This window comes from Amycolatopsis thermoflava N1165 (assembly GCF_000473265.1).
Lineage (GTDB): Bacteria > Actinomycetota > Actinomycetes > Mycobacteriales > Pseudonocardiaceae > Amycolatopsis_E > Amycolatopsis_E thermoflava.
In genome coordinates, this window is sequence record NZ_KI421511.1 from 2,334,233 (window position 1) to 2,346,017 (window position 11,785).

Annotated in this window: 11 protein-coding genes and 1 pseudogene; 4 read left to right on the forward strand and 8 right to left on the reverse strand. The window is 73.3% G+C overall.

What is annotated here, in order from left to right:
* Positions 1-30: 30 nt before the first annotated feature.
* Positions 31-339 (forward strand): annotated as a pseudogene (locus AMYTH_RS50865) (DUF1275 family protein); the annotation flags it as partial.
* On the opposite strand, the gene AMYTH_RS0111575 reads toward AMYTH_RS50865, so the two are convergent.
* Together AMYTH_RS0111575 and AMYTH_RS0111580 are read right to left on the reverse strand one after the other, a co-directional pair.
* Positions 336-1,517: a phosphodiester glycosidase family protein gene (locus tag AMYTH_RS0111575; RefSeq protein ID WP_027930461.1), complete on the reverse strand. Its 1,182-nt coding sequence runs from the start codon at positions 1,515-1,517 to the stop codon at positions 336-338. The pseudogene AMYTH_RS50865 and the gene AMYTH_RS0111575 sit on opposite strands and share 4 nt — an antisense overlap.
* Positions 1,518-1,572: 55 nt before the next feature.
* A complete protein-coding gene (locus tag AMYTH_RS0111580; RefSeq protein WP_027930462.1) occupies positions 1,573-1,977 on the reverse strand; it encodes an SsgA family sporulation/cell division regulator in 405 nt (134 codons plus the stop codon).
* Between the two features lie 130 nt (positions 1,978-2,107).
* Here AMYTH_RS0111580 and AMYTH_RS44660 point away from each other — a divergent pair, with 130 nt between their 5' ends.
* Both AMYTH_RS44660 and AMYTH_RS0111590 read left to right on the forward strand, forming a co-directional pair.
* A complete protein-coding gene (locus AMYTH_RS44660; protein WP_228684721.1) occupies positions 2,108-4,060 on the forward strand; it encodes a YibE/F family protein in 1,953 nt (650 codons plus the stop codon).
* Between the two features lie 85 nt (positions 4,061-4,145).
* The gene (locus tag AMYTH_RS0111590) at positions 4,146-4,418 is read left to right on the forward strand and encodes a hypothetical protein (RefSeq protein WP_027930463.1); all 273 of its coding nucleotides are present in this window, start codon (positions 4,146-4,148) and stop codon (positions 4,416-4,418) included.
* Here the strand turns inward: AMYTH_RS0111590 and AMYTH_RS0111595 are convergent.
* Complete coding sequence (locus AMYTH_RS0111595) at positions 4,375-5,028, reverse strand: hypothetical protein (protein WP_027930464.1); 654 nt, start codon at positions 5,026-5,028, stop codon at positions 4,375-4,377. The two genes, AMYTH_RS0111590 and AMYTH_RS0111595, sit on opposite strands and share 44 nt — an antisense overlap.
* Positions 5,029-5,038: 10 nt before the next feature.
* Positions 5,039-5,647 (reverse strand): MBL fold metallo-hydrolase, encoded by a 609-nt coding sequence (locus tag AMYTH_RS0111600; RefSeq protein ID WP_027930465.1) that lies wholly within the window; start codon positions 5,645-5,647, stop codon positions 5,039-5,041.
* 145 nt (positions 5,648-5,792) lie between these two features.
* Here AMYTH_RS0111600 and AMYTH_RS0111605 point away from each other — a divergent pair, with 145 nt between their 5' ends.
* A complete protein-coding gene (locus AMYTH_RS0111605; RefSeq protein ID WP_027930466.1) occupies positions 5,793-6,644 on the forward strand; it encodes a peptidylprolyl isomerase in 852 nt (283 codons plus the stop codon).
* A 52-nt stretch (positions 6,645-6,696) separates the two neighbouring features.
* Here AMYTH_RS0111605 and AMYTH_RS0111610 read toward each other — a convergent pair whose 3' ends face one another.
* From AMYTH_RS0111610 to secF, 4 genes are all read right to left on the reverse strand, one after another.
* Positions 6,697-7,470: an enoyl-CoA hydratase-related protein gene (locus AMYTH_RS0111610; RefSeq protein ID WP_027930467.1), complete on the reverse strand. Its 774-nt coding sequence runs from the start codon at positions 7,468-7,470 to the stop codon at positions 6,697-6,699.
* Between the two features lie 127 nt (positions 7,471-7,597).
* Positions 7,598-9,928, reverse strand: a complete 2,331-nt coding sequence (locus tag AMYTH_RS0111615) for a RelA/SpoT family protein (protein WP_020420701.1) — start codon at positions 9,926-9,928, stop codon at positions 7,598-7,600.
* A 106-nt stretch (positions 9,929-10,034) separates the two neighbouring features.
* Positions 10,035-10,553 (reverse strand): adenine phosphoribosyltransferase, encoded by a 519-nt coding sequence (locus AMYTH_RS0111620; protein WP_027930468.1) that lies wholly within the window; start codon positions 10,551-10,553, stop codon positions 10,035-10,037.
* 1 nt (position 10,554) lies between these two features.
* Positions 10,555-11,784, reverse strand: a complete 1,230-nt coding sequence (gene secF, locus AMYTH_RS0111625) for a protein translocase subunit SecF (RefSeq protein WP_027930469.1) — start codon at positions 11,782-11,784, stop codon at positions 10,555-10,557.
* Between the last annotated feature and the right edge of the window lies 1 nt (position 11,785).

Below are 11,785 nucleotides of genomic sequence, written 5' to 3' on the forward strand. Positions count from 1 at the left end.
GGCCGGGGCGTTCGCCGCTACCTCGCCGCCGCGCTGGCCCTGGCGATGGGCGTCCGCAACGGCACGGTGAACCGGCTGGCCGTGCCGGACATGACGACGACCGTGCTCACCCGCACGCTGGCCGCCCTCGCCGGAGACCTCGCCGGCCCGTCCGGCGGCCGCGGCGCCACTACCCGGCGCGTGGTGTCGGTGGGCGGCCTCGTGGCCGGTGCGGTGGCCGGGGCGTTCCTGGTCCGCCACCTCGGCGCCGGGTGGGTGCTCGTCGTCATCTGCGGGGCGCAGGTCCTCGTCGCCGCCGGGCACCACGCCCACGTGATGCTGCGCCGGCGCGCCGGCTAACGCACGAACACGCCGATCCCGTTGGCGACCGCACGTTCCGCGCCGTCCGAGGGGGTGTTGCGCACCGTCGCGGGGGCGCCGCGGCCGGCCGTCACCAGGGTCGTCGACCCGCCACCGTCGAGGTTCACGGCCTCGCTCGCGCCCAGCGACGCCAGCAGCGCGGCGACCTCGCCGACCCCCATCCCGGTGCTGGCTGCGCTGCGGCCGTCGACCGCGAGCAGGTACAGGGTCCGCCCGTCCGCGCTCGCCCCGGCCGCCGTGCGCGGTGCGAGCGAGGCGTCCAGCCTGGGCAGCGCGGCCCCGTCGTCCAGGATGGGGAACCCGCCGACCGCGAACTCGAACGGCGGCACGCCGCGGGCGACGAGCCGGTCGGTCACCAGCACCCGGTCACCCACCCCGAGCCCGGCCAGCTCGGCCGCCCCGCGCTCGCGGCCGAGCAGCACGACACTGCCGGGCTCGATCGGCCCCGCGCCCGCGCCCGCGGACTCGGCGACCACGACCCCGTGCCGCACCACGACCTCCTCGACCTGCGAGGTGCACGGCGCCGAGCGGCTGGTGTCGGTGCCGCAGGCCGCGCGGGCCCGCGACATCGAGCCCCACTCCGGGGTGTAGACGCCGATGCCGTTCACCGGCAGCGCGTACTGGTTGAGCCCTTCCAGGTCGAACTCGCCCGCCCGGGAGCGCAGCGTGCCCGCGAACTCCAGCCGCGCGGTGCGCAACCGGTGGTCGGCGCCGAAGCCGAACACGTCGCTGGTGGTGACGCCGGACGGCATCGCGGGCCCGAACCGCTGCCCGTCCGGCACGGCGTACTTGAGGTCGTCGCCGTCGGCGATCTCCGGCCCGACCGAGGACCCGGTGGGCGTGATCCCGGCGTGGGTCTCGCTGAGGTTGAAGAAGTCGCCGTTGATCCCCGCGACCGCGTGCTGCGTGGTGACCAGGGCGGAGACGGTGGCCCGCCCGGCGACCGACGCGGGGTGCAGCAGGTCGACGTCCACGCGAGGATCGGTCAGGTCGGCCGTGACGAGGTGCGCGACGACCGGTCCGTGCGCGGTGGACAAGGTCAGGGTCCGGTAGGCGACGCCGCGGGCGAGCGCGGTGTCGGCGGCCGCCGCGGGAGCGGTGACGAGGAGGAGCAGGAGGGCGGCCACCGCCGCCGTGGCGCGCGTGAGCAGGCTCATCCGCGGAGTCGATCACGGCGTGGTGAACGCCGTTCGCCGCCGCGGGGAACGGGGCTCAGACCTTGGTGATCTCCGCGATGAACCCGTCCACGTCGACCAGGGGGCCCTCCGCGCCGAGCGGCACGAGCGCGTGGGTGGAGGCGATGAAGCGGGCCGCGCCCTCGCGGCTGAACTCGACGATCGCGTACCCGTCCGGCGACTCCAGCTCCATCATCAGCTGGTCCGGGCCGGCCATGACGTCGGGCCGGATCCGCACGTCGCCCTCGCCCGCCGGCCCGTTCAGACCCTCCACGAGCAGGTCGCGCGCGAAGCACCACTCGACCCACCGGCCGCGGTCGGCGCGGAAGGACAGCGTGACGGCGTAGGGGTCGGCGGTGGTGTAGCTCCACCGCGAAAAGACCGGGATGTCGTAGCCGTCCAGGCTGACGAACTGGTGTTCTTCGACCGTTTCGGCGTGCACGATGGGCCTCCTGTCCTCCCGCTGCTCTACGCCAGTAGGACGGAACTGCGCCGCCGTCGTTACGCCGTTTCGCGGAGGAATTTCACGACCCACCCGCTGGAGTGACACGGGCGGGCGGGACGATGGACCGGTGCAGCACGACGACGACCCCGCGGCGGAGACCGGTCCGATCCGCCGCGTCCCCGGCCCGCCTGCTGCCGACCCGGGACAACGCCGCGCCCGGCGAGCCCGGGGCTACGCCGACGACGACGCACCGGCCGCAGGCCCCCGCCCCGCCGACGCTCGCCGGGCCGGGCGCCTGGACCTCGGGACCGGGAATGCTGCTCGCCGAAGCCACCACGCCACCGGCCCCGCCGAGGAGAGCCACCCCCGCGGCCGCCACCACCCCGGCGCTTCCCGGCGCGGGCGCGCCGGCGCCGACGGCACCGCAACCCCCCGCACCAGCCCCGACCCGGACCCCACCGACCTCCCCGCCGCAGCACACCGCGCCACCGGCACTCGGCGCGGAACCATCCCCGCCGCCGACGGCACCGCAACCCCCCGCACCAGCCCCGAGCCAGACCCCACCGACCTCCCCGCCGCAGCACACCGCGCCACCACCACCCGGCGCGGAACCATCCCCGGCGCCGACCGCACCGCAACCCCCCGCACCAGCCCCGAGCCAAACCCCACCGACCTCCCCGCCGCAGCACACCGCGCCGCCGGCACCCGCCGCGCCGCGGGGGCGGACGGGCACCACCCCAGCGCCGAGCCGGCAGCAGACCAGGCCGAACGCCCCCGGAGCGCGGGCCGCACCGGCGTCGCCGGCAGCACCGCCGCCCCCACCCGCCGGCGCCGGGCCGCCGCGCCGCCCGTCACCCCACCCACCGGGCACGGCCACGGGCACGGCCACTCCCCCGCGCCCCCGGCCTCCCGGCGCGTCAAGCTCCTCCTCATCTGGCTGCTCGCGCCCATCGCGGCCCTCACCGTCGCCGGGCTGCTCCTGCTCTACCCCTGGGGCCAGGACAAGCCCACCTCGGCGATCTCCCAGGGCACCCCGGTCCACGGCACCATCACCACCGCCACCTCCGGCCCCTGCCTGGCCGACGGTCAGGTGCAGGTCGGCGACCAGCCGGACGCCAAGCCCTGCCTCGCCGCCACGATCGCCCTCACCGACGGCCCGGGCAGCGGGCACAGCGTCGAGCTGACCGTGCCCATCGAGCCGAGCACGCCACGCTTCACCGCCGGGGACGACGTCGTACTGGCCTACAACGGCGGGGACGCCACCGATCCCGCCTCCTACCAGCTGGTCGACTTCCAGCGCGGCTTCCCGCTCGCGGTGCTCGCCGCGCTGTTCGCGGTCGCCGTGGTCGTGCTCGGGCGCTGGCACGGCGTGGCCGCGCTCGGCGCGCTGGTCCTCAGCTTCGTCGTGCTCGTGGCGTTCGTGCTGCCCGCGATCCTCGCCGGGGAGAACCCACTGCTGGTCGCGATCGTGGGCGCCGGGCTGATCATGTTCATCGCCCTGTACCTGACCCACGGCGTGTCCGCCCGCACGTCGGTCGCGGTGCTGGGCACGCTGGTGAGCCTCGCGCTGATCGGCGCGCTGTCGGCGATCTTCTCCGCGGCCGCGTCCCTCACCGGCCTGGACGACAGCACCTCCACGCTCATCGCCGCGCTCGGTCACGGCATCGACGCGCGCGGCCTGCTGCTGGCCGGCATCGTCATCGGCGCGCTCGGCGTGCTCGACGACGTCACGGTCACCCAGACCAGCGCGGTGTGGGAGCTGCGCCGCGCCAACCCGTCGCTGAGCTGGCGCGAGCTGTACTCCGCCGGGCTGCGCATCGGCCGCGACCACGTCGGCTCCGCGGTGAACACACTGGTGATGGCGTACGCGGGCGCCGCGCTGCCGGTGATGCTGTACTCGTCGATCTCCGGCGTCGGGCTCGGCGCGATCCTCGGCTCGCAGGACATCGCGCAGGAGATCGTCCGGACGCTGGCAGGCAGCGTCGGCATCGTCGCGGCCGTGCCGGTCACCACCGTCCTGGCCGCGGTGATCGCCAGCCGGGAACCCATGAGTCACATCGGCCACACCAGCGCCCACTAGCCACAGCCGGGCACCCCGCCCTGGTCACGGCCCCCGTCATGGGGTACGAAGGCCGGGCACAGTTCCCGTCCGGCGGGGAGGGGTCATGGTCGTTCACGCACTGCCGCGGCGCCTGACGAAAGCCGTGGCCGGCACGTTCACGAGCCTGCCGCGGATCGCCACCGCCCTCACCGAGCTGCGCGACGCGGCCAAGCACCTGGAGCGGCTCGCGACCTTCGCGGCGGAGGAGCTGCCGGAGATCGTCTACCAGCTGGAAGGCATCCGCGAGCAGCTGGTCCGGATCGAGGACCGGCTCGGCGGCCGCAACGGCGAGGTCAGCCCAGCTGCGCGACGAACCGGCTCACGGCCTCCATCGTGAACCGCTGGGCGATCTTGCCCGACGGCGCCGCGGACGCCAGCTGGTAGAGCGGCCGGTCCGGCACGCCCGCGCCCCGCGCTTCGGCACGCAGCTGCGCGACCAGCAGCTCGGCAAAGACCAGCCCGTTGGCCTCGATGTTGTTCGCCACCGCGTCGGCGAGCCGCCGCAGCGTGAGGATGGGCAGCTCGCGCCCGCCGGTGCCGGCATAGACGGCCAGGTCGATCTTGACGACCTGCCCGCGCTGCCCGGAGTTGAACAGCAGGCTGACCGTGCGCGCGCCGCGCACGTCGGTCACCAGCAGGTCGATGCGCCGCGCCTGCGCCAGGTCCACCCGGCGGGTGCGCCACGTGCGCACCAGCACGGCGGTGCCCTCCAGCCACAGCTTGCGCCGCACGTTCCACAGCACCACATACAGCAGCGGCAGGCCGACCACCGCCGCGGCGACCAGGCCCGCGACCTGCCCGCCGATCAGGCCCGCGATCCCGCCGAACGCGGCGGCCATGATCAGCACGCCCGCCAGTCCGGAGATCAGCCTGCGGCGCGTCAGCCCCCGGTCCTCCTGGTGCAGCGGCAGCCGCTGCGGTTCCACCGGCTTCTTCGGCTCGGTCACTTCTCCCCCATCACCGCACCGGGACGACGCTGCGCGCCCCGCTCAGGAACGGATTGCCGGCCCGCTCGCGGCCGATCGTCGTGGCCGGGCCGTGCCCGGGCAGCACCACCGTGTCGTCGGGCAGCGGCAGCAGCGCGTCGCGCAGGGACTCCCCGAGCCGCCGCTGGTCGCCGCGGCCGACCGAGCCGGCGAAGAGCGTGTCGCCGGTCAGGGCGAGCCTGCCGCCCTCCGGCGTGGTCACGCGGAACACCACCGAGCCGTCGGTGTGGCCGGGCACGAGGTCGACGTCGATCGCCAGGCCGGCCAGCTCCAGCGGCGCCCCGGTCAGGTCGCGGACGTCGGCGGGCTCGGCGCCCTCGTGCAGGCCGCGGTCGGCAGGGTGGATCCACATCGGAACGTCGTGGGCCGCGGTCAACACCGGAGCGTCTCCGACGTGGTCGGGGTGGCCGTGGGTGGCCAGCACGGCCACCGGAGTGAGCCGGTGCTCGGCGAGGGCCTCGGCGACGCGGCCCGCGGAGTCCTCGCCCGGGTCGACCACCACGCAGGCGGTGTCCGGGCCGGGCGCGAGCAGGTAACAGTTGGCCCGCAACGCGCCTGCCGGAAACCCGACGACGAGCACGAAAACCCACCTCCGCGTCGACCCGTCCACCCGTGCCCGGGATGCCCGGCACCCACCCTAACCGGGGCTGTACAGGGTCCTCACAGGCTGTGCCCATAGACTGCCGCCACCCGATCGGTGACGTCGAGTGGATTCTGGAGGGCAGGTGGCGACCAACCAGCAGCGCCGTGAGGCCGCGAAGCGCAAGCTCGAGCGGCAGATGGCCCGCCGGGCGGAGCAGGCGCGACGGCGCAAGATCGTCGGCGTCGGCGCGACCGTCGGCGCGGTGGTCGTGGTCGCCGGGCTGGTGGTGTTCTTCGCTACCCGCGGCGGCGACGGCGGCGACGCGGCGGCCTCCCCGACGACCTCGCCCTCGGCGAGCGAGCTGAACATCCCGACGCAGCGCGCCGCGGTGCCGCACCGGCCGACGCCGCTGGCGAACCCCGTGCAGTGCGAGTACCCGGCCACGCCGAGCGAGCCCGCCGCGAAGCCGAACAACCCGCCGCAGACCAAGGACATCCCGTCGACCGGGACGGTGAACGTCACGCTGAAGACCACCGCCGGCGACATCCCGCTGACGCTGGACCGCGCGCTCGCGCCGTGCACCGTGAACAGCTTCCTGAGCCTGGCGCAGCAGGGGTACTACACCGACACCTCGTGCGCGCGGCTGGGCACCGACGCGAGCCTGATGATGCTGCAGTGCGGTGACCCGAGCGGCACCGGCAGCGGCGGTCCCGGCTACTCGTTCGCCGACGAGACGTTCCCCGAGCTGACCTACGGCCGCGGCCTGCTGGCGATGGCCAACGCGGGCCCGAACACCAACGGCAGCCAGTTCTTCATGGTGTACGGCCCGGCCGAGCTGAGCCCGGACTACACGGTGTTCGGCTCGATCGGCGACGCCGGCCTGGAGGTGCTCGACAAGGTGGCGCGCGCCGGCCACGACGGCAGCTTCGACCCGAGCCCGGGTGGCGGCAAGCCGAACATGGAGGTCAAGTTCACCGCGGTGACGATCGGCTGAGTTCTTCTCGCGGAGCGGCCTCCGTCCGGTTCGGACGGAGGCCGCTTCGTCGTCAGGAGGCGGTGAACTTCGGCGGGCGGCGGCCGAGGAAGGCCGCCACGCCCTCGGCGTAGTCCTCGCCGTGGATGGCGGCCGAGCGGATCCGCTCGACCTCGCTGTCGCTTTCGGACTGTCCGTCGAGGATCTTGCCGATGATCCGGTTCATGCCGCGGACCGAGGTCTGCGACCGGGAGCAGAGGGTGGCCGCGAAGTCGGACACGCCGGCGTCGAGGTCGGTGAACACGTCGTTGAGGAGGCCGATCTCGCGGGCGCGGGCGGCGTCGATGAGCTGGCCGGAGAGCAGGAAGTACCGCGCGTGGGCCGGCCCGATGAGGGACACCAGCTGGCGCGTGGAGCGGAAGTCGTACACGATGCCGAGTTTCGCCGGGGTGATCCCGAAGCGGGCGGTGGCGTCGGCGAAGCGGAAGTCGCAGGCGACGGAGATCTGGCAGCCGCCGCCGATGCAGTTGCCGCGGATCTTCGCCACGGTCGGCTTCGTCATCCCGGCCAGCGCGGTGACCGCGCCCTCGACGACCTGGTCGTAGGCGGCGGCGCCGTCGGCGGTGGAGCGCAGGCTGCCGAACTCGGAAATGTCCGCCCCCGCCGAGAAGTCCGGCCCGGCACCGGTCAGGACGAGCACCTTGAGCCCCGGATCACCCTCCACCTCGGCGACGACGTCCGGAATGGCCGCCCACATGTCGTGGGAAATCGCGTTCTTCTTCTCCGGCCGCGCGAAGGTGAGGGTGCCCACTTCCCCGTCGCGCGCGAACTCCAGCCCAGCTGCCATGAGCCGACCCTAGAGGGCACGCCCAGGCGGGCGCCGTGAGCCACACCACCGCGGGGCACCCACCAGCACCGCCACGAGGTCCGAACTTGACTCAGCCGCCCCAGGCCGCACGCCAAGCCGGGCTTCGTCAGGACGCCGACGTCACGCGGTACACGTCGTAGACGCCCTCCACGCCGCGCACCACCTTGAGCACGTGCCCGAGGTGCTTGGGGTCGCCCATTTCGAACGTGAACCGGCTGACCGCGACCCGGTCGCGCGACGTCTGCACCGACGCGGACAGGATGTTCACCTTCTCGTCGGCCAGCACCTTCGTCACGTCGGACAGCAGCCGGTGCCGGTCGAGGGCCTCGACCTGGATGGACACCAGGAAGACCGAGTTCGCGGACGGCGCCCACTCCACCTCGACCAGCCGCTCGGGCTGGGCGCGCAGGTCCTCGGCGTTCGTGCAGTCCGTGCGGTGCACGCTGACGCCGCCGCCGCGGGTGACGAAACCGAGGATCTCGTCGCCGGGCACCGGGGTGCAGCAGCGCGCCAGCTTGGTCCACACGTCGGTGGCGTCCTTGACCACGACACCCACGTCGTTGGCCGCGCGGCGCCGGGTGACCGTGGACGGCGTGGACCGGGCCGCGAGCTCGTCCTCGGCCTCCTCGACGCCACCGATCAGCGCCACCAGCCGCTGCACGACGTGCTTCGCGCTGACGTGGCCCTCACCTACCGCCGCGTACAGCGAGCTGATGTCCGGGTGGTGCAGCTCGGCCGCCAGCGCGCCCATCGCCTCCGCGGACACCAGGCGCTGCAACGGGAGGCCGACCTTGCGGACCTCCTTGGTGATCGCGTCCTTGCCGGCGTCGATCGCCTCGTCGCGGCGTTCCTTGGCGAACCACTGGCGGATCTTGGCGCGCGCCTTGGGCGACTTGGCGAACGTCAGCCAGTCGCGGCTCGGCCCGGAGTTCTCCGCCTTCGAGGTGAAGATCTCGACGACGTCGCCGTTCTCCAGCTTGCGTTCCAGCGCCACCAGACGGCCGTTGACGCGCGCGCCGATGCACCGGTGCCCGACCTCGGTGTGCACGGCGTAGGCGAAGTCCACCGGCGTGCCGCCGACGGGCAGCGTCACCACGTCGCCCTTGGGGGTGAACACGAAGATCTCGCGGGCGGCGAGCTCGTAGCGCAGCGAGTCGAGGAACTCGCCGGGGTCCGCGGCCTCCCGCTGCCAGTCGAGCAGCTGCCGCATCCACGCCATCTCGTCGATGTCGACGGCGGTGCCGTGGTGGGTGCCCTTGGTTTCCTTGTACCGCCAGTGCGCCGCGATGCCGTACTCGGCCGTGTGGTGCATCTCGTAGGTGCGGATCTGCACCTCGAGGGGCTTGCCGTCGGGGCCGATCACCGTGGTGTGCAGCGACTGGTACACGCCGAACCGCGGCTGGGCGATGTAGTCCTTGAACCGGCCCGGCATCGGCTGCCACAGCGCGTGCACGACACCCATGGCGGCGTAGCAGTCGCGCACGTCCTCGACGAGGATCCGCACGCCCACCAGGTCGTGGATGTCGTCGAGGTCCCGGCCGCGGACGATCATCTTCTGGTGGATCGAGTAGTAGTGCTTGGGCCGCCCCTCGACCTTCGCGGTGATGCGGGAGCCGCCGAGCGCGCCGGTCAGCTCGTCGATCACCTTGCGCAGGTAGATGTCCCGGGACGGGGCCCGGTCGGCGACCAGGCGGACGATCTCGTCGTACTTCTTGGGCTGCAGGATCGCGAACGCGAGGTCCTCCAGCTCCCACTTGACGGTGGCCATGCCCAGCCGGTGCGCCAGCGGGGCCAGCACCTCCAGGGTCTCCTTGGCCTTGCGGACCTGCTTCTCCGGCGGCAGGAACCGCATGGTGCGCATGTTGTGCAGCCGGTCGGCGAGCTTGATGACCAGCACGCGCGGGTCGCGGGCCATCGCGATGACCATCTTGCGGATGGTCTCGGCCTCGGCCGCCGTGCCGAGTTTCACCTTGTCCAGCTTGGTGACGCCGTCGACGAGCTGGGCGACCTTGTCGCCGAAGTCGGCGGTCAGCTGCTCCACCGAGTAGCCGGTGTCCTCGACCGTGTCGTGCAGCAGCGCGGCGACCAGCGTGGTGGTGTCCATGCCCAGCTCGGCGAGGATGGTCGCCACCGCGAGCGGGTGCGTGATGTACGGGTCGCCGGACTTGCGCCGCTGGTGGCGGTGCAGCTCCTCGGCGACGTCGTAGGCGCGCTGCAGGAGGCTCAGGTCGGCGTTGGGGTGCAGGTCGCGGTGAATCGCGGCGAGCGGCTCCAGCACCTGCTTGACCGGCGCGGCGCGCTGGGCGGTGATCCGCCGCGCGAGCCGGGCGCGGACGCGCCGCGTGGCGGACGGTGCCCTGGTGACGCCCTGCGGCTGCGTGCCGCGGTTGTCGGCGGTCTCCCGGGCGGGCGCCGGGCTTTCGAGCTCCTGGCTCAAGCCCACCTCCTGCTGATCGCGCGGCCTTCAGAGCACCAAGCGTAACCCCGGCGGGCCACCTCGTTGTTCCCAGCCGCGCCGACCGCCGCGCTCGCGCGCCGAACGGTCAGGTGACCAGGAGCGAGCTGACCTTCCGGCCGCTCAGCGCCGACCGCCCGTCGAGGGCGGCCAGCTCCATCACCACGGACACGCCGGTGACCGTCGCGCCGGCCTGCTCCAGCAGCTCACAGGCCGCGGCGACGGTGCCGCCGGTGGCGAGCACGTCGTCGACCACCACCGCCCGCTGCCCCGGCCGCACCACGCCGGACGGCAGCTCCAGGGTCGCGGAGCCGTACTCCAGGGCGTAGTCCACCCGCCCAGCCACGCTGGGCAGCTTGCCGGGCTTGCGCACCAGGACGACACCCATGCCGCGGGCGTAGCCGACGGCCGCGGCGAGCAGGAACCCGCGCGCCTCGACCGCGGCCAGCACGTCGGTGCCCGGGTCGACCGTCGCCGCCAGCGCGTCGATCACCGCCGCGAACCCGTCGGCGTCGGCGAACAGCGGCGACAGGTCCCGGAACAGCACACCGGGCTCCGGGAAGTCCGGCACCTCGGCGATCAGGCCGAGCGCACGCTCCAGGTCCACGTCAGCGCTTCCGCTTGCCCGACGGCCGCCCGCGCCGCGGCTGCGACTTCGGGGTGCGGGCGGGGACGCTCGCGGCCGCCGCGTACGCCTTCTCCTTGCGCAGCTCGGCGTCCAGCGCCTCGTCGTCGCTCGCGTCGAAGTCGGCCTCGCGCTCGGCGGCCTTGCGGGCCTGGTTGGCGCGGCGCGCCCGGACCCGCTCGGCCTGCTGCTTGTACCTCGGGTCGCGCATCTTGAAGTCCACTAGCAGCGGGGTCGCCAGGAACAGCGACGACAGCACGCCGGCGAGCATGCCGCTCAGCTGCACCAGCGCGAGGTCCTGCAGCGTGCCGGACCCGAGCAGGATGTAGCCGACGACCAGCAGGCCCAGCACCGGCAGCAGCGCGATGACCGAGGTGTTGATCGAGCGCATCAGCGTCTGGTTCAGCGCCAGGTTGGCGGTCTCGGCGTAGGTGCGGCGGGTCAGGCCGAGGATGCCGCGGGTGTTCTCCTTGACCTTGTCGAACACCACCACGGTGTCGTAGAGGGAGAACCCGAGGATGGTCAGCAGGCCGATCACCGTCGCCGGGGTGACCTCGAACCCGACGAGCGAGTAGATGCCCGCGGTGACGACGATGTCGTGCACCAGCGCGATGAGCGCGGTGACCGCCATCCAGCGCTCGAAGTAGACCGCGAGGAACACGGTCACCAGGACCATGAACACGGCGAGCGCGATCAGCGCCTGCTGCGAGATCTCCTGGCCCCAGGACGCGCTGACCGCGCTGTCGCTGATGGCCTGCACGCTCGGCTGGCCGTTGCCGCCGATCGGCTGGAGCTGGTCGAACAGGGTCTGCTTGACCTTGGCGACCTGGTCGGCGTCGAGGGTGTCCGACCGCAGCTCGACGGTGGCCGCGTCGCCGACGCCGACCGTCTGCGCCGAGTCGGCCTGCTCGCCGATGGCGTCGGCGAACGCCTGCTTGGCCTCGTCGGCGGTGATCGGGCCATTCGCGCCGCGCGCCGGCATCTGGATCTGGGTGCCGCCCTCGAACTCGATGCCGAGGTTGAAGCCCTTGATGCCGATGGAGGCGATGCACACCAGGACCAGGACCGCGAAGAAGATGTACCAGCGCTTGCGCTTGCCGACGATGTCGAAGGCGCCGGTGCCGACGTAGAGGCGGTGGAAGACGCTCTCCCGCCCGGCCTTCTTCGTGGCCGGCGCGGCGTCCGTGCTCTCGGTGTTCAGCTCGTCTGCCACG